Raw genomic sequence first — 25026 nt, forward strand, 5'->3', positions numbered from 1 at the left:
CACATTTAATTTGCATATTAAATTTTCTTAATATCTTGTGGGGTGAGCATCTTGCCTGCCCTAATTATGCAACTTGGATGCCGATTAGCTTATACTCAGGACTTACGCACGGGTCATGAGAGAACGAACCACAGAGACACAGAGTACACGGAGGAATGAGAGTTTGAGAGGTTTTTTGCGTAAGTCCTAATACTGATTAAACAGTCAGGGACTCCAACTCCAAATGAACTGATAGCAAACAATTTCGCTGATAGACAAAATCTAAAGAGGTATATCAGGAGCCACAGAGCCAACCAAAAACGCACTTTTAACAATTGGTACTCGTGATCAAGCCTTATTTAGAGCCGCTGTCATGAGAAAGTGCTTTTTCTTCTCCAGTAAAAATCGCGTCCAACCATAAGCAACCTTTACCCGAAAAACATGTCAGATTAGTTGAACAAGTAACCAAAAATCTGACAGGAAAACCATACTAATGAGAATTTGGGCTACTATTGCTGTGCTAGCTTCTTCTTGGCTAATATTTGGGGTCATAGCTTCTGAGCCGATCGCTGCTAATTCTATTGTAGTACAAAATGTAATACCTTTTCCTTTGCCAACAAATGCCAAACAGATTACTGTCAGTAGCGCTCTGTTTGGGTTGAAGAGAGTTGACACCAAAGGTAACGTTACCATTTTCCAGACAACAAGAGTGCCACTTCAGGAAGGAAACGCCTACGGATGGCGAATTAAACTCAAAGATTATCAAGGTGAAGTGAAATGGCGCGAAGTCTTGCATTTACCAAAACCTCCAGAAAGTTGGGGTACAGATAATGGTGAAGACTTCTCAATATCAGCAGACGGCACTACATCTGTGACACGGCGCACACAGTCGGCTCCAGAGGGTGTGATTGAGAATTTTTGGACGATCGCTCCTGGCGATCCAGTTGGTAAGCATAGAATAGAGGTCTATATTGATGACCGTTTGATCAGTACTTTCGAGTTTGAAATTATTCCAGTCAAGTAGATATGAGAGGATGTTTAGAAAGTGGGGAGTATTGTAAGAAAGGTCACAAAGCTTAGAGGATGTTTGGAAAGTTAAAAAAGCTCTAGTCTTTGCCCCCCTGCAACGCCAGCTCCCTGCTCCCCTTAACCTTAAGTTGAGGAGTATCTTAGATATAGAAGTTTAATTCTTGTTGGGTGGCGATCGTGAATACAGAGGAATTCCTGCGATTAATCGAAAAGCAGCCCCTATGTCCTCAGACACTGCCAAAAGGGCTGCAAGCAATGTGGTATGACAAAAAAGGTGATTGGAACAAAGCTCATGAAATACTTGGAAATGCCAGCGATGCCGATAGTGCTTGGGTTCATGCTTACCTGCACCGCAAAGAAGGCGATTTGAACAATGCCCATTACTGGTATCAGCGCACTGGTCAGCCAGAGTTTCCAGGAGAACTAAGCCAGGAATGGGAACAAATAACTTCTGTATTGTTAACGAAGGTCAACGTGACGCATGAATGCTGAAGAATTAAAACGGCGTTTTGCCGCCGGGGAAAGATATTTTCCAGCCGTCAACTTGAGTAGGGACAAGCTGATTGGAGCTTATTTGCCTGGAATCAATTTATGGGGATCTGACTTGAGTGAAGCTAACCTAGCTAAAGCTAAACTCTGGGGAGCAGATTTGAGTAGAGCTAACTTAGCCAAAGCGAACTTGACCAGAGCTAATTTGAGCGGTGTCAAACTGAATGAAGCAAATCTCCGGGGAGCCAAACTCAACTATGCCAAGTTATATGGAGCGAATCTGACTGGCGCTTACTACGATGAAAGCACGCGGTTTTCTAGAGGTTTTGACCCCATCAGTAGAAATATGCAGAAGGTGTGAAGGAGATTGGGGAACTCGGAGTTCCCTCTGGGGATAAGGGCAATGGGGACTGGGGACTTCCTTGCAAGCGGATTTAAGATTACAGCATTTTTCAATTCATCCGCTAGTCATAGAGAATTCAGCATGAGTTCTCTATGACTAACTCCTTGATTATTTCTAATTAAATTGGCGAAAATGTTGCTTTAAATAACTGATTTTGATCCGTGTTGATGTGAGCCATCTAACATAGATGATATCAACATTTGTTCAAAGACTTTAGAAAGAGCAGTTTGAAAACGTTGACGATGTTTGAGTTTGAAAAAAGGTCGAATTATTTCTGCGTAGGCGTAGCCCGCCGTAGGCATCGCACCGTTGCCTTCTCTGTTATCAATAACTCGAATTGTCCGCAGAGTTCCCAACTGTATTTCTTTTTTTACCATCAACTCAGAAATTCCAATTGCACCGACACCATCTTCGATCGCAGCTTTTGTCATCTCTCCACTGTTGAATACTAAAATTACATCCAGTTCACTGAGATTGATTCCCCAATTTTGTAAGGCTTCCTCAAACCTTTGCTGGGTTCCAGAACCTGGTTCTCGCATCACCCAAACGGTTTTAGTCAATTGGGTTAAATCAATTTCTCCCCACTCAAACCAAGGGTGTTTTTGACCTACCACAATTTGCAAGCGATCGCTCCCCACTATTTCGTACTCTAGAGTATTCTGGAGCGCTGGCTTCACATCTCCTTCTACCAAACCCAAATCAAACTGTCCTGTCGCCGTTCCGACACAAATCTCTTCTGTATTGGCAAGGCTACAGTCAATCTGGATACCGGGATATCGGCTCTTAAACTCACTAATCTTGCTTGGTAGCCAGTAGTTACCAATTGTCAGACTCGACCCTAATTTCAATTCACCCCGTTGCAGATTGTTCAATTCTCGCAATCCCCTTTCAGTCAAGGAAACTTGATCGAGAATTTTCTGCGCTTCCACTTGCAGTAATTTACCAGCCTCAGCAATCTCAATATGGCGACCAATCCGATGGAACAGTTTCACTCCGTATTCTTGCTCTAAGTTGTGGATCGCTGCACTGACGGCAGGTTGTGTAATATAAAGCTCCTCAGCTGCGCGAGTAAAGTGTAACTGCTGCGCTACAGCCAGAAAGATTTTTAGCTGCTCAAGCGTCATTCCTGCCATTTATGGTATCCCTACAACTTGGTGTCAAAATTTTAATCACTTTCATTTATCATTTTGACAAACAAAAGCATTTGATTCTATCGGTTAGTTTGACTAAAGTATAAATCAAGGCTTCGGCACAGACCAAAACAGCCAAAGCAGAGTTTAAAAATTTCAGCAGAGCGAAGTACATGACGCATCAGTGACAACGACACAGGTCATAATTTAGTATTCCTATTCAATATAAGATTTTTGATACCAATATTTTGGATATCGTAAATCCAATCCAAAATCCAAAATTGAATGACCAAGTATGAAAATAAGGACTTCCACAAATGAGCGGTTTAGTAACTGCAATTACCACAGGGATCACAGCATTTAGTGCCACCAACATTGATGATATTGTCATTCTGACGTTGCTTTTTTCACAAATAAATAAAACGTTCCGCAGTCGTCACATCCTTGCTGGTCAGTATCTCGGTTTTGCTGCATTGATCATTGCTAGCCTTCCTGGTTTCTTCGGTGGACTAATCATACCGCAGGACTGGATTAGACTACTTGGTTTAATGCCCATAATCATTGGTATGAGTAGTTTACTAAAACGCGAAGAGGATTCATCAGAGGAAGCCGAAGAAGAAACCGAGCCGTATTGTCCTTCTATAATTGCCAGTTTTTTCTCTCCGCAAACATGCAATGTAGCTGCGATCGCCTTTGCAAATGGTAGTGATAATATTAGCGTCTATGTACCTCTGTTTGCCAATTCTGAATTAGATAGTCTACTGGTAATACTAAGTGTATTCTTTTCTTTAGTAGGTGTGTGGTGTTATACCGCTTATAAGTTAACCTACTTACCTGCGATCGCACAATTTTTAACTGAGAATGGCAATACTTTTGTGCCTTGTATATTGATTGGACTGGGTATATTTATTGTTACAGAAAATGTTACTTTGACTCTTATATCTGTAGTTTCTAGTTATATATTTTCATTGATTTTAAGTTTCAATACTCAGCCGTCGAGTGAAGAACATTGAAGAAAGAGACTTGGGGACAAGGGGAGTCTTGTAGATGCGGATTGGAACACCACCTGAAGATCAGCCACTAAAAAGTGGTGCTTTTGTATTAAATCCAAGGGTGTAGACCTACTTGAGGACTCTTAGAGGATGTTTGAAAAGTCCTCTTGTCGGTAGCAAAACGTTTTAGATCCCTCTAAATCCCCCTTTTTAAGAGGGACTTTGATTCCGGTTCCCCCCTTTTTAAGGGGGGTTAGGGGGGATCTAGAAGTGCCTAAAGTCACAGCGAAACACTTTTCAAACAACCTCTTAGACAATTTCTCCAAGTCTCCAAATCTGGCCAGCCCTTGAGTCCTCCTAATAAAAATTTAGTATCTAAAAATAGGTGCATCATGAATTTTCTGCTCAAAATGAATTCCAAACTGCAAAATATATTATCCATTAACAGGAGTCAAAACATGAAAATCTGGAAATCTCTGCTAATTGTCTTGATGATTTTCGCTAATCTCGCCTTTACTCAACCTTCTTTTGCTGATAGACCAAAATTTAGCAAAAACCCTGACTATATCGAAGTCACTAAAGCTCTTAACGAAATTTCTCAGACAAAAGATGCCCAAACTGAAGTTGAAGGTTTCACACCAAAAGAAATTCAGAAGAGAATCGAGGAATTAACACTGCAAAAATATGCTTTAGAGACGGGAATCAACTGGGGTCAATGCAATAACCAAACAGGTAATACCATAGCAGTATACGGCAAAAAACCAAATGATGAAGACAATGAAGATGCCGTATACGACAATAATTTGTATTTTCTAGCTAATGGTCAGTCTACTAAAAAGAATTGGGATTGTGATGGGATCTATCTAGGGAATGATGTCAAGATAGCAAATTTCACTTCTAGTCTTAATGGGCAAGGTCAAAAATTAACAGGCCCGGCTGCTCTCAAGATCCTTGATGGAACTCAGTTGGTGATTAAAACAAATCCAGATACTGCTGCGATTGAATTGAATGTTCCGACTGTGAAAGTTCTTAACAGCAATGAGGCTAACTGGTTTATCCCAGATATATCGCAGGCTCTCATAGATACACGAGTTCCTAATGCGCCTAGCAATCACTCTTGAAATAGAACTGCATAGTCTATTTTTGAACGATTGTTCTGAATTTAAATAGGGTAACAGCCAAAATCAGAGGATAAACCTGACTTGCACTGGTGAAAAATCTCTCTGATCTTGGCTGTTTTCTTGAATTTATCTATCCTCAATCTCAGGCTTGTTTTATTTATATATCTGCATTAAAATAAATTTTGAAAAAAATGTACAATCACAAGAGGTATATTTCATGAGCGCAACTATTGCGCTGGATGCAAGTCATCTGGAAGGAGATTTGCTATTGCCTCGGCATTTTTATAATAAGAGCCGCTTTAGGGATACGGGTGTTATTCATGCAGTTAAAATTGAAATCTACAGAAGAAGATAAAGATAAAAAAAAGCCAGGACGACTGAATCCGTCCCGAATCCGAGATCACTTGGCAAATGAGCGTACCTACCTCGCTTGGATGCGGACAGGGATCGCTCTTTTAGGTTTTGGTGTCGTCATCGTGCGTTTGCGTGCTTTCCAAGTACCTTTGATACCCCGTCCTGGCAATGGCTGGAAGTTGGGTTTAGTCTTCTCGCTGGTGGGTTTAATCACAGTGTGGCTCTCAACAGGACACTATTTTGCAGTCCGTCGTGATATCGAAGAAGATACTTATGAACCAACAGACCGTTGGGTGCTGCTGTTTAGTCTCGCCGTGATGATTCTTGGAGCTGGGGTAATCTATTTTGTTTTTACAACTTCTTTAGATCCATCGAGTTCACTTATCCCTGAGTAACAGTATTTTTAAAACCGCACCTTATACAACTCGAATAATTCCCCTGATTTGTGCGTTACTACTTTACCACCAGCCGCCTTAATCGTTTTTTCCCACTTAGCCAAAGGTTCTAAAAATACCTCAGCCCCCAAATAGGTTTCCAGAACTGCCCAATCTTCCGCCAAAGGCTGTTCTGGATTGAGAACGTCAAACACAAAATGTCCACCTGGTTTTAACACCCGCTTGACCTCTATCAGTACAGCATCCCAGTATTCGAGTGGAAAATAGCAGCTGAATCCTGTTGCGATCGCTAGGTCAAACTGCTCTGATGAGTAGCTTAACTGATGAGCTGCTCCCAACTCAACACCTTTGAACAGCTTAGAATTCAACTGCGGACCACGAGAATTAAGCGTATCCCGTGCCATATTACTGATTTCTTGCCCATGAAAAAATGCTTGCCAATCCCGCCAAGGATAGATTAAAAAGCTGATACCACAGCCGATATCTAAACAGTGCTGGTTTTTTTGAGGTTTGGCAATTTCCCAGAAAGGGGAAGCAATTCTCCCTGAAAAACTACCTCCAATCCACTCGCTAAATATCGGCATCGCCTGTACTTCTGTTGGAAGTTCAAAGGTTTCACCTTGATACTCTCGGTTAAAGCGATAGGCGATTTGGGGTAATCTTTCGTCCCAGTTTGTTGATTTGGGTGAACTAAAGAGATTTTGGAACTGAGAATCGGACTTTTTAGACATTTAGGTTTTTACTGCTCTTTCTAAGGATTGTAGTTAAATTTGCTTTGCGATGGCGTAACCGCCCGCCGGAGGCAATCGCACCCCTAGCCAATATCCTACTGGGGTTTGTTTGTCCGACTTCGTAGGTGTAGCCAACATCCCAAAAGCTGATACTGTAGTCAGTGCGGTTATGCAAGCACTGGTTCATAAACTGGTTGAGTTTATGGCTATTGTAGCGACCATCAACATATTCAACTGTTCGTTTCTCTAAAAAAACCATAGTTGCTGCTTGCAGTGCAAGTTAAATGGCAGTCGTTTTGGTTTTGGCTAATGCACCGACAATTTGATGTTGATAGGTATAGTTGTATCCGCCGTGGTAGTAGCCGTAGTTGGTAATCGAGGTGAGATTATTAAGCAGAATTTTAACTTCAGTTATCAGAGTTAGAGTTGCTTCCTTTGGTGATTCTTCGTAGACAATTTATGTTTATTCAATTTTTTGCTAATGCTTAAAAGCCAGCTAAAAGCTGTTCATTTTATGATTTTCACTGAATTTTTAATTACATATATTTATATCTTTCCATAAATTCCGAGAATAACTGTTTCATGAAGATGCTTCTAATAAAGCATAATTAAAAGGTTGCAACAGAATGCTGAGAATTTTTTCAACATCATTAATATAGTATTCAACTATATCAATGTATGCTGTTACTCCTTGCAACATTAAAAACCGCCAGTTCGTTCCACTGGTGACAACTCCATAGATTGTCTTAACTTCTTGTTGAGTATTTTTATTAAAAAATTGGGCAGATATCATAGTGGCAATACATTGTCCTAATCCACTTTTAATATTTTCATTCTTGGCTTCAACAATTGTAATGACAGGCGCTTTAATGTAAAACTGTTCTTCAGAACCACAGAGAATGAAATCACAAAATCCATTCAATCCCTTACTAGTATCTACATCAAAATCTGTACCAGAAAACAGAGAAATTTGATAATTTAACTGCCGTCTAACTTCCGTTAAAACTGGCATAATTAGTAATTCCGAACGGGCCTTTTCAGTGTTGATGGCAGTTGCTAGTTGGGTATATTCTTCTAAGAGCGTTGTTAAGGTGGCGGAAGGTTGAATAGGCGATACTTCTTTGAAAAGATTGCGCTTTTCATCAATTACAAGCTGAAAAGTATCTCGAACTTTGGCGAGTGTGAAATCACTGTATGCCATCTACAACATCCTTCATTATTCACAGTTTGATTTATTATTGCCCACTTATAGTAATTCTAAATCAAACGCCCATAAATAAGATCCCCGACTTCTCAAAGAAGTCGGGGATCTGGGGCTTACAATGCTCACTTTACAGACTTAAGATTAGCCCAAATCAAAAAGCAAGATTTCGCCGCCGATGTTGGTGCTAATTTCTAGCTGTTCTTCGCCGTTGATTTGCACTCCATCGCCTGCTCTGAGTTCCTCGCCATTCAAGTTAACTATGCCTTGCGCTATTTGTAACCAGGCATAGCGACCAGGTTTGACTTGATAATTAATAACATCACCATCCTCTAAAACAGATGTGTATAAATCAACATCTTGGTAAATTGTCACAGCACCATCGCGCCCATCCCTAGCAGCAATTAAGCGGAGTTTGCCGCGCTTTTCTTCTAGAGGAAAAGTTTTTTGTTCATATCTTGGTGTCAATCCTTGTTGCTCAGGAAGAATCCAGATTTGCAGCAAGTGTAGTGGTTCAGTTGGCGAAGGATTAAATTCGCTGTGGCTGATTCCAGTACCAGCACTCATAATCTGTACATCACCGGGATAAATTATCGAGCCTGTACCCAAGCTGTCTTTATGCTCTACTGCACCTTCTAAGACGTATGTGAGGATTTCCATGTCGCGATGACCGTGGGTAGGGAATCCAGCACCAGGGGCCCCGCGATCGTCGTTAATCACCCGCAGAGAGCGAAATCCCATCCGGTTAGGATCGTAAAAACTACCGAAGGAAAATGTGTGATAAGTATCGAGCCAGCCCATATTAACGTGACCACGGGAATTGCGATCGTGAATTAAGTGGGTAATTGTATTTTGAGACATAAATTTACCTCGTTGTTAATGAATATTTAGTTAGAAGTCGGTCAATTTTTGATTTTAGATTTTCCTTCAATTGCCGAAGATATTTTTTAATTTTTCAACCTTGTTTTGAACTATTTCAATAGTAAAGCATGTACATATAAAATGAAAAGTACGCACTTAAAAGTGGTGTACTTACCAAAAAGATACTGTGAGATTTTGATTTAAATCAGTCGTGCTAGTAGGGTGTGTTATGCCGTAGGCTAAGGCATCTTTAATGGTCGCTGGTGCTGTACTTTTAGCAATCACACATTATATATAGCAATCCTATCTGAGTTGCGGAAAATTATTTTGTTTAATGAACCAGGACGCATACTCCTACGGAGAAGCAAGCTACGCGCAGAGTCTTGTAGAGAAGGACGCAAAGTGGAGAAAGAGAAAATTTTACAAATGATTTAGAACTGCTATATCAATTCTGGATCAAGATGTCCTATGAAATGGTGCGTTAGGCTAAAGCCGTAACGCACCCTACTACTAATGAAAGCGGATCTTCTCAGAAGTGCTTATATTACACCAGCAGGTATCTTTTGAGTTGTAGTAGTATCCGCTTTGCCATTCTCTGCCTTAATTTCTGCTACTTGCAGATGAGCTTCTAAGAACCAGAGTCGTTTGTCAATGGTGCGGGAAATTTCAGTGTAAAGGTCGGCGGTATCAGCATCACCTAAGTCATTAGTTTTAGCGATCGCCTCTCTAATATGTTTAGCATAGGGTGCAAAGCGATCTGCTAAGGCTGTCACATGGTCTTTACCATCCAAAATATCTAAGGGATATTCTGGCAAAATTGAATCACTAGCAGCAGAACGGACTGTTCCTAAGGCATATCCGCCTAAAGCAGTGATGCGTTCAGCAACTAGATCGATGTACTCTTCCAATTCACCAGCAAGTTCATCAAACAATTGGTGTAGCTGATAGAAGTCAGTGCCTTTAACATTCCAGTGCGCTTGCTTTGTCTGGGTTTTCAGATCCAAAGTAGCTGCCAAAGTTTGATTGAGAAGTACCACGATTTGCACTCGTGCTTGCGGGGGAATGTCAATCCGGGTGGGGTACAGGCGTGATGAAAGGGTGTTGTCACTCATGATTCTACTTAATGCCTCTTATATCTAACTCTACAGATAGTGGTTGGCTGTGCGAAACTCTCTGACAAGAGATTGAATTAATGCCTGAATCTGTCAATATTTATGACTATTGCGTTAACTGCGATGGTTTTCTATGGTATCGAATGTACCACCGAAAAGGCGTTCGTGAATTATATCACTCTGCAAAAAGTCATGGGGAAAACCCAGTTCAATTTGACTCACTTCATCTAACCGTTGCAAATGTTCTGGTGAGAGGCTGACATCTAAAGAAGCTAAGTTATCTTGAAACTGAGTTAATTTACGTGCGCCAATGATCGGAATAATCACACCACTTTGAGCGCGTAACCAAGCTAATGCTACCTGTGAGGGTGTGTGTCCAATTTTTTCTGCAACTTCACTGACAACTTTCGCGATCGCTAAATTCTTTTCAGAAACCTCTCCCCCCGTAGTTTTGAATCGCCCTTGTTCACCCCCTTCTTGAGGAGGTTTATTGTACTTCCCTGTTAGCACACCACCACCCAAGGGCGACCACGGCGTTACTGCTAAATCAAAGGCTTTAGCCATCGGTAGTAAGTCACGTTCTGGTGTTCGCTGAATTAAACTATACTCAATTTGCAGGGCGACAAACTGCGTCCATCCTTGGTATTGGGCGATGGTATTTGCTTGGGAAATGATCCAAGCGGGTGTGTCAGAAATGCCGATGTAAAGTACTTTACCTTGACGGACTACATCATCAAGCGATCGCAATACTTCTTCAATAGGTGTTGTAAAATCCCAAGCGTGCAACCAGAATAAATCAATGTAATCGGTATTCAGCCGTTTTAGGCTAGCTTCTAAAGACTGAATTAAGTTCTTGCGATGGTTTCCACTGGCGTTAGGGTCGCCCGTCTTATTATTCATCTGCAAGGGAAAGGAATATTTTGTAGCAACTACAAAGCGTTCCCGTTCTTTAGCGATCAACTCACCAACAATTTTTTCACTGCTACCATCGGTATAACCGTTGGCGGTGTCAATGAAATTGCCCCCTGCTTCTACATAGGCATCAAAGATTTTACGACTTTCGTCAACAGATGCACCCCAACCCCAATCTTCACCAAAGGTCATGGTTCCCAAGGAGAGTTCAGAGACTCTTAACCCGCTTTTGCCCAAGAGTTTGTATTTCATGAATATTTTCTCATTAATGAAAAAAACTATCGAATACCATCCCAAAAGCATGATAACTGCAAACCGGGGGTGATGTTTGAGGACAAGCCCTTTAGTCTATCTAAATGTAACCTCTTGCATTGTGAATGCGATGGCTTACATTGTGAATGCGACGACTTGCATTGTGAATGCGATGGCTTGCATTGTGAATGTGATGGCTTACATTGTGAATGCGACGACTTGCATTGTGAATGCGATGGTTTACATTGTGAATGCGACGACTTGCATTGTGAATGCGATCGCTTACATTGTGAATGCGATGGTTTACATTGTTAATGCGACGGTTGCCTTGTTAAAAGTAGGTAAACTTCTGCCGTGCTGTACTAGTGTATGGGACTGACGCAATAATTATTGAAACCTTATTCCTGACTGTACTTTGCAACGGCAGTCGCTAGAATAAGCCAAAGTCCAAGTAAAAGTAAGACCTATGACCTATACCTCACCCAAACTATTTACCTTTGAGGAATTTATAGTCCAATATGGTGATAATACACGCTACGAACTAATCGATGGACAAATAAGAGACATGGAACCTACAGGGCCACACGAAGCTGTTGCTGGTAGTATTGCTGGTAGAATCTATGTTGAAATTTTTAGTTCTAATTTCAACTGGCTAATTCCAAAAACTTGTCTGATAAAACCACCTGCCGCTGAAGCAACAGCGCTGCGTCCTGATGTAATTGTTTTAGATAAAGCCGAACTTAGTAAAGAACCGCTCTGGCAAAAAGAACCTATTATTTGTAACGGCAGTACAGTCAAGCTTGTTGCTGAAGTTGTAAGCACTAACTGGCAAGATGATTATGCAAGAAAAGTGGAAGAATATGCTTTTCTTAATATTCCAGAATATTGGATTGTGGACTTTCGTGGCTTAGGTGGTTTGCAATTTATCGGTAATCCCAAACAACCCACATTCACCGTTTGTCAGTTAGTTAACGGTGTGTACCAGCAGGAACAATATCGCTTAGGGGATACTATTTCGTCTGATATCTTGCCAAATTTACAACTTAAACTCGACGATATTATGCATATTTAACAAATCAAATTTTGTTTTGGCTGAGGTGAATCGGATTACTCAGCACTGCTTTAGTGATGCCAAAGCGATCGCCACGGTTTTCTAAGCTAGAATACCAAAGTTGTATTTAAACACATCTGACAAGTCAATTGTCAAAGAACCGTTATTTTTATGAATTACTACGTAATCTACGACGAAAATTGTAATCTCTGCGTTAGTCTAGTGCGATCGTTAGAATCCTTAGACCAAGGAAAGCTGTTTCGCTACGCTCCTATGCAAGATGAGCAGACACTTTTACGATGGGGAATTACAGCCCAAGACTGTGAACAGGGGATGATTTTAATTGATGCCAACGAACCTCAAAGACGTTGGCAAGGTAGTAACGCTGCGGAAGAAATTGGGCGGTTATTGCCAGCAGGAAGTATATTTGTAGACGCTTATCGAGCATTACCGGGGATGAAGTGGGCAGGCGATCGCTTTTACGAACAAATCCGCGATAACCGCTATGCACTCTTCGGTAAACGTTCTAATACCTATGAATCGTCATACTGTGTTGATGGTAGCTGCAAGCCGTAGGTAGTAGAGGTGAGGGTATTGCCAGTCTGAGGCAGGAAGCAGTTCTTGCTGACTTCGCCGTGAGCGTCAGCCGAAGGGGAGCAGGGAGATGAGGGGAAACCCCATAAATAAATGTATTGGCTCTGAGACAAATACGCATTATTTCTCGTCGCACTTTCCGCTCAAAATAAATATTTTTCCCTTGAGCATAAATATATTTATTAGCTTGTAACCCTTGACTGCTAGGGAATTCCAGCATCTTTCTCCCCCTGCGCCCTGCCCCCTGCTCCCCTGCCTCTTTGGTCATTAGACAGAATTTATTTTGGTAAAAATCCGCCTCCAGGTGCTAGTAAAAAGTCTGCAAGACCAACCATTATGCTATCTGGCGTGTTTGTAAACATTGTACAATCAATGACATTTGTGATCGCCTACGGCGGGCGGGTACGCCATCGCGCCACAATTCGGCACAACAAACTGAACTGATGGGAGGATACTGCGTGAGAATTGGTGCTAACTACTTGGGTAACGGAGAGTGTGAGTTTACAGTTTGGTCTCCGCTATTAGATAGCGTCACTGTAAAAATTTTGACGCCAGAACCGCAGTTAATTCCTCTCAAGCCTCAGTCTGAGGGATACTGGCAGATAAAAGTGAACGATGTGTATCCAGGCACGCTTTATCAGTATGTCTTGAATGGCCAAGATACCTTTGCTGATCCGGCGTCGCAGTATCAACCTGAAGGGGTACATGGGCCGTCTCAAATTGTCGATCAACACTTTGAGTGGACTGATGAAGGGTGGACTGGCATTCCTGTGGAGTCGCTGATTTTTTATGAACTTCACGTTGGGACATTCACGCCTGAAGGAACTTTCACCGCCATCATTTCCCGCTTACCGGAACTGAGGGAACTGGGAATTAATGCCATTGAAATCATGCCCATCTCCCAGTTTCCGGGAGATACCCATGTTGAAGCTTCTTTGACATATCGCAACTGGGGCTATGATGGCGTTTACCCTTATGCTGTCCAAAATTCCTACGGTAGCCCAGCTGACCTGAAGCAACTGGTAAATGCTTGCCACCAACACGATATCGCCGTAGTGCTGGATGTGGTGTATAACCACTTTGGTCCAGAAGGTAATTATATGGCGCAGTTCGCGCCCTACTTTACTAAAACCTATAAAACACCGTGGGGCGATGCGCTAAATTTTGACGATGCCCATAGTCAAGGTGTGCGAAACTATTTTATCGAGAATGCGCTTTACTGGTTAGGTGAGTTTCACATTGATGCATTGCGGCTGGATGCCGTTCAAGCAATTTACGACTTGGGAGCCAAGCATTTTTTGTGGGAACTGGGGGAAGCAGTTCATCATTTTTCACAACAAGGGCAAAAATGGAAACGCCATTTAATTGCCGAAAGTGATATGAATAATCCGCAATTAATTCGTCCGGCAGAATTGGGCGGATATGGACTTGATGCCCAGTGGAGTGATGATTTCCACCATGCATTACACGCACTTTTAACAGGCGATCGCCAAGGATATTATCAAGATTTTGGGCAAACTGCTCAGTTGGCGAAAGCTTATGAAGATACTTTTATCTACGATTGGAAGTACGCACCACATCGCAAGCGATTTCATGGCGTATCTTGTCGTGATCGCCCTTTATCACAGTTTTCTGTCTGCATTCAAAATCACGATCAAATCGGCAATCAAATGAAAGGAGAACGCCTTACCCAGCGGATCTCTTTTGAAGGATTAAAGTTAGCCGCCGGCGCTGTGCTGCTGTCGCCCAATTTACCCCTGTTGTTCATGGGAGAGGAATACGGAGAAACAGCACCCTTCATTTACTTTGTCAGTCACTCCGATACTGATTTAATTCAATTAGTTCGAGCCGGACGCAAACAAGAATTTGAAGCATTTCACTACGCAGATGATCCCCCAGATCCAGAATCGGCAGAAACTTTCTTAAAGTCCAAACTCAATTGGGAATTACGTAATAACGGTAAGCACAAAGTTTTGTGGGATTGGTATCGCCAGTTAATTAATTTACGCAAGACGCATCCAGCCCTTTTGAATCAAGACCGCAATTTCATCCAAGCGACTAATGATAAAGAGAAGGAGTTGGTCATTGTGCGTCGTTGGTGCGAATCAACTGAACTAATATTTGTGATGAATTTCAATTCGTCTGCAATGACGGTGGCTTTGCCAATTGGGCAAAATGCTCATAAGCTATTAGACTCAGCAGATACCTCATGGTCTGGGCATGGTTCTGAAGCCGCTGAACATCTCTCTGTGGGCCAAGAAGTGAAAATAAAACCTACTAGTATAGTCCTGTATGAAAGGGAATGAGGGGGAGAGTTAGAACTTAAAGTTTCAGCCTCATAACCTCAAGTTTCAAGCTAAAAGGCTTAATGTTCAAGCTAAAAGGCTTAACGTTCAAGCTAAAAGGCTTAACGTTCAAGCTAAAAGGCTTAACGTTCAAGCTAAAAGGCTTAACGTTTGAGCTAAAAGGCTTAACGTTCGAGCAAAAAGGCTTAACGTTCAAGCAAAAAGTTTCAAATTCCTGCAAGTAATATCATGTCCGCTAAATTACCCATAAAAAAAGAACCCCACCCCCAACCCCTCCCCGCAAGCGGGGAGGGGAGACAAAGCACAGCTTTGGCGGGGTGGGGTTCTTCGGGTTTAATTAAGCAATCAAGCGAACATGATATAAGTCCTCATCCCCCTCACTCCCCACTCCCTACTCCCTACTCCCACTAGAAAAAAAAATATGCGAATTCCTACCGCAACTTATCGAATTCAGTTTACACCTGAGTTTGGCTTTGACAACGCTAAAGCGATCGCAGCTTATCTGGCAGATTTAGGTATTTCCGATTTATATGCCTCCCCCATTTTCAAGGCACGATCCGGGAGTACGCACGGCTACGATATAGTAGATGCCAATCAACTTAATCCAGAACTGGGAACTAATGAGTCCTTTGATGCATTAGTTGGCGAAGTCCAATCCCTTGGTATGGGCTGGTTACAAGATATTGTGCCAAACCACATGGCCTATACCAGCGAAAACCCTTACTTGATGGATATTTTAGAATATGGCCCAGATTCCAGCTATACCGACTACTTCGACCTTTCTTGGAATGCTCCCTTTGGCGATCGCCAAGAGCGAATCCTAGCGCCGCTACTGGGAGACTTCTACGGTGTATCCTTGGAAAACGGAGACATTAAACTAGAATATGAAGAAAACGGTTTAACTGTAAACTATTACAGCTTGAAACTGCCGTTGCGGTTAGAGTCTTACACAAAAGTTATCACTCAGAATCTGGGTAAACTCACGCGCACACTAGGACGCAATCACCCCGATTTTATTAAGCTATTGGGGATTCTATATATTCTCAAAAGTGTGCCCTCAGAGGTTGGGGGAAAACAGCGACAAGACCAAATTGCATTTATTAAAGGATTAGTTTGGGAACTTTACACCACAAACGATATTATCCGCGAGTTCATTGACGAAAATATCCAAACTTTCAACGGAGAACCAGGCAATTCAGAAAGCTTTAACCTCCTAGATGATTTACTGAATGACCAGTTTTACCGTCTCGCCTATTGGAAAGTTGGGGCGGAGGAAATGAATTACCGCCGTTTCTTTACTGTCAATGAACTGATTTCCGTTAAAGTTGAAGAAGTGCGAGTTTTTAATAACACCCATAGCCTAATTCAAAAGCTGGTTGAGGAAGGCGTATTTACAGGTTTAAGAATTGACCATATTGATGGACTTTATAACCCAATCCAGTACCTCGAAAGGCTGCGGGAAAAGACAGGTGATGTTTACATCACGGTGGAGAAGATTTTAGAAGTCAACGAAGATTTGCCGGAAAATTGGGCAATTGAAGGGACATCTGGATATGACTTTTTGAACTATGTAAATGGCATCTTTTGTCATACGGAAAATAAATCGAAGTTCGATAAAATATACCAGAACTTTATCGGCTCCAGAGTAGATTATGCATCGGTGGTGAGGGATAAAAAGCACCTGATCCTGGAAAAAAATTTAGCAGGAGATATTGACAATTTGGCTCTTTTGTTAAAGAATATTTCCAGCAAATATCGCTTTGGCAATGATTTTACACTGAATGGACTAAAAAGAGCGATCGCCGAAGTTTTAACACTGTTCCCGATTTACCGGACATACATTACGCCCGATGGAATTGGAGATAGCGATCGCGCTACCATTCAAGAAGTAATTGACCAAGCCAAAGAACAAGCGCCCCTGTTATATCATGAATTGAACTTTATTGAAAAGTTAATGCTGCTAGAGTTTGATAATTCTCTTACTCAAACAGAACGCGAACAGTGGATATATTTTGTCTTGCGGATGCAGCAATACAGCGGGCCTTTGATGGCGAAAGGCGTAGAAGACACCACATTATATGTTTACAATCGCTTGCTTTCGCTCAATGAAGTTGGAGGTAATCCTGGTCATTTTGGGATTTCAGTAGCCAAATTTCATACCTTTAACGAACAGCACCAAGCAACCTGGCCTCACACAATGAACACCACAGCCACCCACGACACCAAACGCGGCGAAGATGTGCGCGCCAGGTTGAATGTCCTCTCAGAAATCCCCGATGAGTGGGAACAACAGGTAAATACTTGGAGCGCCATGAATCAAGGATATCGTAGCGATGGCTTCACCAACCCCTACGGTGTACGCCACGGGTTTGCTATGCCCGATCGCAACGATGAGTATTTTATCTATCAAACCCTAGTAGGGGCGTTTCCCTTTGGAGAAGATGAATATGCATCCTTCATGGAACGGGTGAAAGACTATATAATTAAGGCAATCAGAGAAGCGAAAGTCCACACAGCATGGTTGCGACCTGATAGTAGGTATGAAGAAGCTTGTACCTCCTTTATTGACAAGGTACTCGACCCTTCGATCTCCGGGGAATTTCTAGAAGCCTTTCGTCCCTTTCAACAGCGAATTGCAGACTATGGTATATTCAATTCCCTTTCCCAAACTCTGCTGAAGACTACCGTACCCGGCGTACCCGACTTTTACCAGGGAACGGAACTTTGGGAACTAAGCCTAGTCGATCCAGACAATCGCCGTCCCGTGGATTTTGAACAGCGACGTACTTACTTAAGCGCCATCCGCGAACAAGTAAAAACAGACATTCTCGGACTAATTCAGGAGTTATTGAACGACAAAACAGACGGCAGAATCAAACTATTTTTAACGGCTCAATTACTCCAAGCCAGAACAAACTATGTCTCATTATTCCAGGACGGTGACTATCTGCCACTAGAAGTTCAGGGAAGCTACGCCAATCACATTATCGCCTTTGCGCGGCGGGAAGGGAATCAAACTGCGATCGCGATCGCGCCTCGCTTTTTAACTAGCCTCATCCAGCCTGGAGACAACCCCTTGGGCGAGTCAGTTTGGCAAGATACGCACCTGCAATTACCCCCTGGAACTCCCCTCACCTGGAAAAACGTCCTAACTCAGCAACCTTTGGAGGTTACAGAAACATTATCTATCGCAGCAGCCCTTACCCATTTTCCAGTTGCTCTGTTAGTTAGTAGTGCCGAGTAAAACAGGACTTACGCACTGAAACAACCTGAAGCCTCGATTCCCCACTCCCCACGCCAGTCGCTCATGGGGAGTCACTGTATTGGGGAGTGGCGTGGAAACCTTCAGACGTTCGCGGACTCGTAAAGCCTACGGCATAGCTACGCTTAGGGCAAAGCCTCTGGTAGAGTTGAGGCTACGCTATGGCGATATCGTCTCACGCCACTTGACGCTAGTTCGCTCAAGTCGCCACCACCTACACGCCTGGCTCCTCTACTTGGGGAAACTTCAGTTAAGGCAGTGGCTCCCCTTCTTCACATTAGCCACAGCCTAACGCCTCCCGTAGGATGCCCGAACGCGAACAGCGTCTCCTGTCTTGAGAAGGGCTGTAGGGAGAAGACCGCGCCCACTCCCCTTAAAAGGGGGGATCTCTTCTGCCTAAGTCCGATAAAAAAATAAATCTGTCTCGCCCAGAGAAAACGCCGTAAAACCTCTGCGTTACAACCATTCGCGCAGTGTGTCGCTTAGGATAAGTTCAGATGTCTGACGAGAAACCGCTTCGCATCAATGGCAAAAGCCGCCGCTTATACTTCTCTCTGCGTTAAAAAATCCGAACTCTTCAACACCCCGTAAAATTGAAAATGATACTATGACCACTCCATCTTCTATCCAAACTCCAGCGTTTACTACCACGCAGATTGATACCGTGCGGGCCCACATCAAAAAGACATGGAAAACCTTAACGCGATCGCACGAACATTTATTGCAATCTGCAAAGGATACTAAGCTAGAACACAATACAGGCGCTCCTTGGATTGTCTACATTTCACCTTTAGAAGATTGTCCCAATATTCAGAGTGTGTTGGAGCGATCGCTATCTCCCAAGGATATCCAACAGCTGGAAATTCGCACTTTGCCACCTGAAGTCGAGGCGATTAAAAAGCATGGGTTACTATACTTACCAGGGCCTTATGTCGTACCAGGTGGTCGCTTTAATGAAATGTATGGCTGGGACAGCTACTTTATATTACTGGGACTTTTGCACGATGGGGAATTAGAGTTAGCGCAAAGCCAAGTAGACCAACTGCTGTACCAGGTGCAGAATTACGGGATCATCCTCAATTCCAACAGGACTTATATGCTGTCGCGATCGCAGCCTCCTGTCCTCAGCATGATGGTTTTGGCATTATTCCAGCACACCCAGAATGAAGAGTGGTTAAGGTCAATTGTACCGCTGCTAGAGCAATTTTACTATTACTGGGTAGTACCGCCCCACCTAAATTCCGCAACAGGCTTATCTAGATTCTATGCTCTTGGGGAAGGTCCCGCGCCAGAAGTTGTGTTCTCCGAGCGGGATAAGCAGGGGAAAAGCCACTACGATCGCGTCAAGGAGTACTATAAAACTTTTGAAGTTGAGGATTATGACGTTAGTCTTTATTACAACCAGGAAACTGACGAACTGACCAGACTATTTTACAAAAGCGATCGCACGATGCGCGAGTCTGGTTTTGATATCACCAACCGATTTGGCCCTTTCAGTGCTGATATCCTCCATTACGCTCCTGTGTGCCTCAACAGTTTGCTGTATCAGGTAGAACAAGACATGGCACAAATTAAGCATATTCTGGGGAACAAACAATTGGAACAAAAATGGAGCGATCGCGCAGATATCCGCCGCGATCGGATCGATCTGCGTCTCTGGGATGAAGAACAGGGACTTTATCTGGACTATCACTTCCAGAGTGGAAAACGCCGCCGTTACCAATTTGCTACCACGTTCTATCCCCTGTGGCTGGGAATTGCTTCTCCAACCCAAGCCAAACGTGTTGTGGAAAATCTTTCTTTGTTTGAAGCCCCAGGCGGAATTCTTACTAGTACTCATGTCACGGGTAACCAGTGGGATGCACCCTTCGGTTGGGCACCACTGACATTAATTGCCGTCCAGGGACTTCACCGCTATGGGTATCATACAGAAGGCGATCGCATTGCCAATAAGTTCCTGGCGATGGTAATGAAAGAATTTGGGCGTCACAACACCTTAGTTGAGAAATATGATGTTGAACGCTGTTCTGCCAACGTTTCCGACGAAATCTGCTTTGGATATAGTTCTAACGAAGTTGGCTTCGGCTGGACAAATGGAGTCATTCTAGAACTTTTAGCAGCCTCTGGGAAAAAAGTTTAAATCAAAAGGCGTGAAAAAAAAACTCACGCCCTTATCTTATTTATTACACTTGACTCTATATGGATTATGTATAGTTGAATGAAATTTGAATAGGACAAAAATAAAAACCAAAAAACTATCCAGAAACATGGCATTAGTTTTGAAGAAGCTACAGAAATATTTGACGGTGTTGTTTTCACCTCAATTGATGAACGCTACAACTATGAAGAAATTCGAGAAATTAGTATTGGCTCAATCTAATGCGTTGTAATTATTACCGTCGCCCATACAGACAGAAACGGCAAAATTCGATTAATCTCTGCCCGAAAAGCCACCCCCAAAGAAAGGATAACCTACTATGAGTATCTCGCCCAATCGACTTAAATAACTCCAAAATATCCTTGATACAGCGATTGATACTTCAGATATTCCTGAATTAGATCAGCAATTCTGGGAAACAGCCAAAATGTTTCATATTCATATCAATTTTAAAATATAAAAATACAGATGACACCACAAGACGCACGACAATACGCACCAGCAACCCAGCGCAATAGCCAACCAATTCTAGAAGTACTTTTGCAAGTGTTGCCGGAGAGTGGCACGATATTGGAAATAGCAAGTGGTACTGGCGAACATGCAGTATTTTTTGCCCCCAAGCTTAGTCCTCGTCTGTGGCTGCCAACAGATCCAAATCCACAATTACGAGCCAGCATTACTGCATGGGCTGAACACTTTAGCTGTTCTAATCTTTATCCACCGCTTGAGCTTGATGTCAGAGAACCAGTTTGGCCAGTCGAGAATCGTGCATTTGATTGGCTTAATAGAGAGCCAATTGTCGCTATTGTCAACATCAATATGATTCACATTTCACCGTGGTCAGCCTGTCTAGGACTAATGGCAGGGGCAGGTCGGATCTTACCACTAGGAGGTATCCTCTATTTATATGGGCCTTTTAAACAAGGTGGAGAACACACAGCAGCGAGTAATGCAGCTTTTGACAAATCTTTACGCGCCCAAAACCCAGAGTGGGGTGTACGTAACTTGAATGATGTTGTCACAGTAGCTAACGCACAAAATCTTACCTTGAAACAGGCTTACCAAATGCCAGCAAATAATCTTTCAGTAGTGTTTGAACGTTCTGCTAATGAATAATCCTAAAGAGCCAGTCCACTAATATATGTTGACAAAAATGAAGCAAGTGGCGTCAGAGGCTTTGATTTTTGCTCCCCTTCCCTGGTAGGGAAGGGGTTGGGGGTTAGGTCTCTATTGGACTCAACCCAGAAGCTCTATATATTCAACATCTACTAAGTATCATCTGTACGCTTATCGTAAGGCTCACCTGTAAAAGGTTGTACGCCAATAGAAGGATAAGCATCATCCGTAGGGCCAAAAATCCGCATTGCAGCTTCAGAAATATACTGGGTTATGTTCGCAATGATTTTGGAAATAGCCATAATATTGGACTCCTTTTTTCGAGTCGCTTTAATTGTGATACCTAATACTCTAATGCTGATATTCTTGACTGGCTCCAATTTTCAATATATTGAGAATATATGTAATGTTTATTCAGATAACTTCGCAATACTTTAGTTAGTCAAAAAGTTAAACTTTTCTTTTTCATTCTAATTGAAACTTATCTATTTCTCCAAATCCTGTCTGGGAAGGAGGCTGGCAAACAAACTTGCCTTGGTAGGATATTATTTTCTTTCATTAGCCGGCCGTTAAGATAACATTATTGCTAGCTTTTACTATTAACAAACATTAAATATTCTATGAAACTAGGATTAATTTACCTATAAATCTACTGCTACATAGCAATCTATAAAATATACCTGCTAGGAGTTGACATTATTTATAGTAAATATTACCATAAATAGAAGAAGCATCTTGTAAGGAAGCTCTTGCATGACAACTTTCTTAGATTTGGACTATGTACATAAACAGCAAAGCCAGCAGAACCAGGAATTAAACTTCTGTGCGGATGACTACAGCTTGCTGACGGATCTTTATCAGTTGACGATGGCAGCTTGTTACACAGGCGAAGGTATAGAACAACGACGGGCAAGCTTTGAATTGTCTGTAAGACGTTTGCCAGAGGGTTTTGGTTATTTAATTGCAATGGGGCTGAGGCAGGCATTGGAATATTTAGCCAAATTCCGCTTTAATCCGTCGCAAATTGCGGCATTACAGGCGACGGAAATTTTTGCTCATGCTAGCGATCGCTTTTGGTCACTTTTAGCTGAGGGAAAGTTTACGGGTGATGTTTGGGCAGTACCAGAAGGGACGGTTGTGTTTGCCAATCAGCCACTGTTGCGGGTGGAAGCACCCCTTTGGCAAGCGCAACTAGTGGAAACTTACCTCCTGAATACGATTAATTACCAGACTTTGATTGCCACAAAAGCAGCACGGGTGCGGGATGTAGCGGGGGAAGAAGCAACACTTTTAGAATTTGGGACAAGACGAGCATTTAGTCCGCAAGGGTCTTTGTGGGCGGCGCGGGCGGCGTTGGCAGGTGGGTTAGATTCCACTTCTAATGTGTTAGCAGCGCTACAACTGGGACAACAGCCAAGTGGTACGATGGCACACGCCCTGGTGATGGCGTTGTCAGCAATAGAAGGCACTGAAGAACAAGCTTTTAGTGCATTTCATCGATATTTTCCGGGTGCGCCATTGCTGATTGATACCTACGATACCGTTGCTGCTGCCCAGCGCTTGGCCCAAAAAGTAAATTCTGGGGAAATGCAATTAACAGGAGTGAGATTGGACTCAGGAGATTTAGTTACCTTATCAAAAGAGGTGCGATCGCTCCTTCCTGGTGTGCCAATTTTTGCTAGTGGTGACTTGGACGAGTGGGAAATTGCCAGGTTAAAAGCCGCTGGGGCCGAAATTGATGGTTACGGACTGGGAACGCGACTAGTTACAGGTTCGCCTGTAAATGGAGTCTATAAACTTGTAGACATTGATGGTATCCCAGTGATGAAGCAGTCGAGTGGTAAGGTTACTTATCCAGGGCGCAAGCAGATTTTTCGCTCGTTTACAGGAGGTAAGGTAAAAGCAGATAGGTTGGGACTCTTAGGTGAAAGTCCTGTGGAGGAAGAATCTTTGTTGCAGTTGGTAGTGCAAGAAGGTGAACGGGTGCAACCACTGGAGTCTTTGGCAACAATTCGTCAGCGTACCGCCGCCTCAGTTGCTAGTTTGCCACAACAGACACGGCGTTTGGCTCATCCTGTGGCGGTGCAGGTGGAGATTTCTGCTGCACTGCAAGAGTTGACTGAGGAAACTAAGAAACGTAGACGCACCAGCGGCTTGCCGTAGGCTACCGCAGAGGCGCACAGATCACAGAGGTAAGAAGTACTCCAATCATCTTCTATCCAGGCTTTTTCACTGTGTCTTAATTACGAATTACGAATTACAAATTAGTATGAGAATTGCTTTGTTTGGAACGAGTGCCGACCCACCAACTGCTGGACATCAAGAAATTCTAAGTTGGTTGTCTGAGCGTTATGATTGGGTAGCGGTTTGGGCAGCGGATAATCCCTTTAAGTCCCATCAAACACCCTTAGAACATCGGGCGGCAATGCTGCAATTGTTGATTGCGAATATAGACGCGCCACGGCACAATATTGCTTTGGAACAAGAATTGAGTAGCTTCAGATCACTGGAAACAGTGGAAAAAGCAAAGGTTACTTGGGGTGAAGACGCTGAATTAACGTTGATCATTGGTTCAGATTTACTCAGTCAGCTACCACGTTGGTATCGGGTTGAAGATTTGTTACAGGAAGTGCAACTACTGATCGTGCCGCGACCGGGATATGCAATAGATGAGTCTAGTTCAGAGGTAGTGCAAAAGCTGGGAGGGAAGATTGCGATCGCTAGTCTGACCGGTCTAGATGTTTCCTCAACAGCGTACCGCGAACATGGAGATTCTAAAGCCCTCACAGCCCCTGTAGTTGCCTATATTAATCGAGAGCATTTGTACGAATGCCAGGACGTTCCCAAAAAAAGATACCAACTCCGTTAAACCAACAACCTTTGGCCGATTTCAAGGTTGGTGTTGATAACGTAATTTTTTCTGTAGATACTGCACAAAATCGGCTGTTAGTTTTACTAGTAATGCGACAGCAGGAACCATTTTTAAATCATTGGAGTCTTCCCGGTACTTTAGTGCGTCGAGGAGAGTCTTTAGAAGATGCCGCCTATCGCATTATGGCGGAGAAAATTAAGGTAAATAATCTCTACTTAGAACAACTGTATACATTTGGAGGACCAAATCGCGATCCACGGGAAGCAACCGATAGTTATGGTGTGCGTTATCTATCAGTTAGTTACTTTGCCCTAGTGCGATTTGAGGAAGCCGAATTGATTGCCGATCGCGTGACTGGCATAGCTTGGTATCCAGTAAAACAAGTGCCGCAATTAGCTTTTGACCATAATGAAATTCTGGCTTATGGGCATGGGCGGTTGCGTAATAAATTAGAGTATAGCCCAGTGGCTTTTGAAGTCTTGCCAGAAATGTTCACGTTGAATGATTTATATCAGTTATACGCCACAGTTTTAGGTGACAACTTTTCCGATTATTCTAATTTTCGGGCGCGTCTACTCAAATTAGGTTTTTTATGCGATACCGGAATTAAGGTATCACGAGGTGCTGGTCGTCCAGCTAGTTTGTATAAGTTTGACGCTGAAGCTTTTGCTCCCTTAAAGGATAAACCTCTGGTATTTATTTAATG

General features: G+C 42.8%; 25 protein-coding genes and 1 pseudogene. 18 read left to right on the forward strand and 8 right to left on the reverse strand.

Annotated elements, in window-relative coordinates; all coding sequences use genetic code 11:
* Positions 1–472 precede the first annotated feature (472 nt).
* The 3 genes from V7K46_RS02910 (at position 473) to V7K46_RS02920 (ending at position 1858) form a co-directional block, all read left to right on the forward strand.
* On the forward strand, positions 473–1003 hold the full coding sequence (locus V7K46_RS02910) for a hypothetical protein (RefSeq protein ID WP_335025993.1): 531 nt from the start codon (positions 473–475) through the stop codon (positions 1001–1003).
* A gap of 182 nt (positions 1004–1185) precedes the next feature.
* Complete coding sequence (locus V7K46_RS02915) at positions 1186–1500, forward strand: hypothetical protein (protein WP_335110872.1); 315 nt, start codon at positions 1186–1188, stop codon at positions 1498–1500.
* The gene (locus V7K46_RS02920) at positions 1490–1858 is read left to right on the forward strand and encodes a pentapeptide repeat-containing protein (protein ID WP_335110874.1); all 369 of its coding nucleotides are present in this window, start codon (positions 1490–1492) and stop codon (positions 1856–1858) included. Before V7K46_RS02915 ends, V7K46_RS02920 begins: the two co-directional genes overlap by 11 nt.
* 182 nt (positions 1859–2040) lie before the next feature.
* Here the strand turns inward: V7K46_RS02920 and V7K46_RS02925 are convergent, their stop codons facing one another.
* Positions 2041–3033: a LysR substrate-binding domain-containing protein gene (locus V7K46_RS02925; RefSeq protein WP_335110876.1), complete on the reverse strand. Its 993-nt coding sequence runs from the start codon at positions 3031–3033 to the stop codon at positions 2041–2043.
* A 314-nt stretch (positions 3034–3347) separates the two neighbouring features.
* On the opposite strand from V7K46_RS02925, the gene V7K46_RS02930 reads away from it, so the two are divergent.
* The 3 genes from V7K46_RS02930 to V7K46_RS02940 all read left to right on the forward strand — a co-directional run bounded on the left by V7K46_RS02930 (position 3348) and on the right by V7K46_RS02940 (position 5892).
* Entirely contained in the window at positions 3348–4043 is a 696-nt protein-coding gene (locus V7K46_RS02930; RefSeq protein WP_335110878.1) for a cadmium resistance transporter, read from the forward strand.
* 437 nt (positions 4044–4480) lie between these two features.
* Complete coding sequence (locus V7K46_RS02935) at positions 4481–5143, forward strand: hypothetical protein (RefSeq protein WP_335110880.1); 663 nt, start codon at positions 4481–4483, stop codon at positions 5141–5143.
* A gap of 320 nt (positions 5144–5463) precedes the next feature.
* Entirely contained in the window at positions 5464–5892 is a 429-nt protein-coding gene (locus tag V7K46_RS02940) for a YidH family protein (RefSeq protein ID WP_335110882.1), read from the forward strand.
* Positions 5893–5900: 8 nt separating this feature from the next.
* Here V7K46_RS02940 and V7K46_RS02945 read toward each other — a convergent pair whose 3' ends face one another.
* The 6 genes from V7K46_RS02945 to V7K46_RS02970 all read right to left on the reverse strand — a co-directional run bounded on the left by V7K46_RS02945 (position 5901) and on the right by V7K46_RS02970 (position 10961).
* Positions 5901–6623 (reverse strand): class I SAM-dependent methyltransferase, encoded by a 723-nt coding sequence (locus V7K46_RS02945; RefSeq protein WP_335110884.1) that lies wholly within the window; start codon positions 6621–6623, stop codon positions 5901–5903.
* Positions 6616–6882: a hypothetical protein gene (locus V7K46_RS02950; protein ID WP_335110886.1), complete on the reverse strand. Its 267-nt coding sequence runs from the start codon at positions 6880–6882 to the stop codon at positions 6616–6618. Before V7K46_RS02950 ends, V7K46_RS02945 begins: the two co-directional genes overlap by 8 nt.
* 321 nt (positions 6883–7203) lie before the next feature.
* The gene (locus tag V7K46_RS02955) at positions 7204–7824 is read right to left on the reverse strand and encodes a hypothetical protein (protein WP_335110888.1); all 621 of its coding nucleotides are present in this window, start codon (positions 7822–7824) and stop codon (positions 7204–7206) included.
* 144 nt (positions 7825–7968) lie between these two features.
* Positions 7969–8685, reverse strand: a complete 717-nt coding sequence (locus V7K46_RS02960) for a pirin family protein (RefSeq protein ID WP_335110890.1) — start codon at positions 8683–8685, stop codon at positions 7969–7971.
* A gap of 539 nt (positions 8686–9224) precedes the next feature.
* Positions 9225–9797 (reverse strand): DNA starvation/stationary phase protection protein Dps, encoded by a 573-nt coding sequence (gene dps / locus V7K46_RS02965; RefSeq protein ID WP_335110892.1) that lies wholly within the window; start codon positions 9795–9797, stop codon positions 9225–9227.
* A 114-nt stretch (positions 9798–9911) separates the two neighbouring features.
* Positions 9912–10961, reverse strand: coding sequence for an aldo/keto reductase (locus V7K46_RS02970; RefSeq protein ID WP_335110896.1), 1050 nt, complete (start codon positions 10959–10961; stop codon positions 9912–9914).
* A gap of 130 nt (positions 10962–11091) precedes the next feature.
* Here V7K46_RS02970 and V7K46_RS02975 point away from each other — a divergent pair, with 130 nt between their 5' ends.
* The 9 genes and pseudogenes from V7K46_RS02975 to V7K46_RS03015 all read left to right on the forward strand — a co-directional run bounded on the left by V7K46_RS02975 (position 11092) and on the right by V7K46_RS03015 (position 21448).
* Positions 11092–11340, forward strand: coding sequence for a hypothetical protein (locus V7K46_RS02975; RefSeq protein WP_335110899.1), 249 nt, complete (start codon positions 11092–11094; stop codon positions 11338–11340).
* A gap of 87 nt (positions 11341–11427) precedes the next feature.
* Complete coding sequence (locus V7K46_RS02980; RefSeq protein ID WP_335110901.1) at positions 11428–12033, forward strand: Uma2 family endonuclease; 606 nt, start codon at positions 11428–11430, stop codon at positions 12031–12033.
* Positions 12034–12183: 150 nt separating this feature from the next.
* Complete coding sequence (locus tag V7K46_RS02985) at positions 12184–12588, forward strand: thiol-disulfide oxidoreductase DCC family protein (protein WP_335110903.1); 405 nt, start codon at positions 12184–12186, stop codon at positions 12586–12588.
* 476 nt (positions 12589–13064) lie between these two features.
* Entirely contained in the window at positions 13065–14912 is a 1848-nt protein-coding gene (gene treZ / locus V7K46_RS02990; protein WP_335110905.1) for a malto-oligosyltrehalose trehalohydrolase, read from the forward strand.
* A 421-nt stretch (positions 14913–15333) separates the two neighbouring features.
* The gene (gene treY / locus V7K46_RS02995) at positions 15334–18156 is read left to right on the forward strand and encodes a malto-oligosyltrehalose synthase (RefSeq protein ID WP_335110907.1); all 2823 of its coding nucleotides are present in this window, start codon (positions 15334–15336) and stop codon (positions 18154–18156) included.
* 91 nt (positions 18157–18247) lie between these two features.
* Positions 18248–18466 carry a hypothetical protein gene (locus V7K46_RS03000; RefSeq protein WP_335110909.1) on the forward strand — a complete coding sequence of 73 codons (219 nt, stop codon included), beginning with the start codon at positions 18248–18250 and terminating at the stop codon, positions 18464–18466.
* Between the two features lie 315 nt (positions 18467–18781).
* Complete coding sequence (locus V7K46_RS03005) at positions 18782–20314, forward strand: trehalase family glycosidase (RefSeq protein WP_335110911.1); 1533 nt, start codon at positions 18782–18784, stop codon at positions 20312–20314.
* 105 nt (positions 20315–20419) lie between these two features.
* Positions 20420–20554 (forward strand): annotated as a pseudogene (locus tag V7K46_RS03010) (BrnT family toxin); the annotation flags it as partial.
* Positions 20555–20800: 246 nt separating this feature from the next.
* Complete coding sequence (locus tag V7K46_RS03015; RefSeq protein WP_335110913.1) at positions 20801–21448, forward strand: DUF938 domain-containing protein; 648 nt, start codon at positions 20801–20803, stop codon at positions 21446–21448.
* A gap of 152 nt (positions 21449–21600) precedes the next feature.
* On the opposite strand, the gene V7K46_RS03020 is transcribed toward V7K46_RS03015, so the two are convergent.
* Positions 21601–21750, reverse strand: coding sequence for a nicotinate phosphoribosyltransferase (locus tag V7K46_RS03020; RefSeq protein ID WP_334721861.1), 150 nt, complete (start codon positions 21748–21750; stop codon positions 21601–21603).
* 451 nt (positions 21751–22201) lie between these two features.
* Between V7K46_RS03020 and V7K46_RS03025 the strand changes: the two genes are divergently transcribed.
* The 3 genes from V7K46_RS03025 (at position 22202) to V7K46_RS03035 (ending at position 25024) form a co-directional block, all read left to right on the forward strand.
* Positions 22202–23611 carry a nicotinate phosphoribosyltransferase gene (locus V7K46_RS03025; protein WP_335110915.1) on the forward strand — a complete coding sequence of 470 codons (1410 nt, stop codon included), beginning with the start codon at positions 22202–22204 and terminating at the stop codon, positions 23609–23611.
* Between the two features lie 106 nt (positions 23612–23717).
* On the forward strand, positions 23718–24317 hold the full coding sequence (locus V7K46_RS03030) for a nicotinate-nucleotide adenylyltransferase (protein ID WP_335110917.1): 600 nt from the start codon (positions 23718–23720) through the stop codon (positions 24315–24317).
* On the forward strand, positions 24278–25024 hold the full coding sequence (locus V7K46_RS03035) for an NUDIX hydrolase (protein WP_335110919.1): 747 nt from the start codon (positions 24278–24280) through the stop codon (positions 25022–25024). The genes V7K46_RS03030 and V7K46_RS03035 overlap by 40 nt, the downstream gene beginning before the upstream one ends.
* Positions 25025–25026: the final 2 nt, after the last annotated feature.

The organism is Nostoc sp., from assembly GCF_036917395.1.
Lineage (GTDB): Bacteria > Cyanobacteriota > Cyanobacteriia > Cyanobacteriales > Nostocaceae > Nostoc.

Bases quoted from the DNA above. Each gene is read 5' to 3' on its own strand.
- V7K46_RS02970 (WP_335110896.1), bottom strand. From the start codon at position 10,961: ATGAAATACAAACTCTTGGGCAAAAGCGGGTTAAGAGTCTCTGAACTC.
- V7K46_RS02925 (WP_335110876.1), bottom strand. From the start codon at position 3,033: ATGGCAGGAATGACGCTTGAGCAGCTAAAAATCTTTCTGGCTGTAGCG.
- V7K46_RS03020 (WP_334721861.1), bottom strand. From the start codon at position 21,750: ATGGCTATTTCCAAAATCATTGCGAACATAACCCAGTATATTTCTGAA.
- V7K46_RS02930 (WP_335110878.1), top strand. From the start codon at position 3,348: ATGAGCGGTTTAGTAACTGCAATTACCACAGGGATCACAGCATTTAGT.
- dps (WP_335110892.1), bottom strand. From the start codon at position 9,797: ATGAGTGACAACACCCTTTCATCACGCCTGTACCCCACCCGGATTGAC.
- V7K46_RS02935 (WP_335110880.1), top strand. From the start codon at position 4,481: ATGAAAATCTGGAAATCTCTGCTAATTGTCTTGATGATTTTCGCTAAT.
- V7K46_RS02975 (WP_335110899.1), top strand. From the start codon at position 11,092: ATGGCTTACATTGTGAATGCGACGACTTGCATTGTGAATGCGATGGCT.
- V7K46_RS02980 (WP_335110901.1), top strand. From the start codon at position 11,428: ATGACCTATACCTCACCCAAACTATTTACCTTTGAGGAATTTATAGTC.
- V7K46_RS02910 (WP_335025993.1), top strand. From the start codon at position 473: ATGAGAATTTGGGCTACTATTGCTGTGCTAGCTTCTTCTTGGCTAATA.
- V7K46_RS02960 (WP_335110890.1), bottom strand. From the start codon at position 8,685: ATGTCTCAAAATACAATTACCCACTTAATTCACGATCGCAATTCCCGT.
- V7K46_RS03030 (WP_335110917.1), top strand. From the start codon at position 23,718: ATGAGAATTGCTTTGTTTGGAACGAGTGCCGACCCACCAACTGCTGGA.
- V7K46_RS02920 (WP_335110874.1), top strand. From the start codon at position 1,490: ATGAATGCTGAAGAATTAAAACGGCGTTTTGCCGCCGGGGAAAGATAT.
- treY (WP_335110907.1), top strand. From the start codon at position 15,334: ATGCGAATTCCTACCGCAACTTATCGAATTCAGTTTACACCTGAGTTT.
- V7K46_RS03005 (WP_335110911.1), top strand. From the start codon at position 18,782: ATGACCACTCCATCTTCTATCCAAACTCCAGCGTTTACTACCACGCAG.
- V7K46_RS02950 (WP_335110886.1), bottom strand. From the start codon at position 6,882: ATGGTTTTTTTAGAGAAACGAACAGTTGAATATGTTGATGGTCGCTAC.
- V7K46_RS02945 (WP_335110884.1), bottom strand. From the start codon at position 6,623: ATGTCTAAAAAGTCCGATTCTCAGTTCCAAAATCTCTTTAGTTCACCC.
- V7K46_RS03035 (WP_335110919.1), top strand. From the start codon at position 24,278: ATGCCAGGACGTTCCCAAAAAAAGATACCAACTCCGTTAAACCAACAA.
- V7K46_RS03025 (WP_335110915.1), top strand. From the start codon at position 22,202: ATGACAACTTTCTTAGATTTGGACTATGTACATAAACAGCAAAGCCAG.
- V7K46_RS02940 (WP_335110882.1), top strand. From the start codon at position 5,464: ATGCAGTTAAAATTGAAATCTACAGAAGAAGATAAAGATAAAAAAAAG.
- V7K46_RS02955 (WP_335110888.1), bottom strand. From the start codon at position 7,824: ATGGCATACAGTGATTTCACACTCGCCAAAGTTCGAGATACTTTTCAG.
- V7K46_RS03015 (WP_335110913.1), top strand. From the start codon at position 20,801: ATGACACCACAAGACGCACGACAATACGCACCAGCAACCCAGCGCAAT.
- V7K46_RS02985 (WP_335110903.1), top strand. From the start codon at position 12,184: ATGAATTACTACGTAATCTACGACGAAAATTGTAATCTCTGCGTTAGT.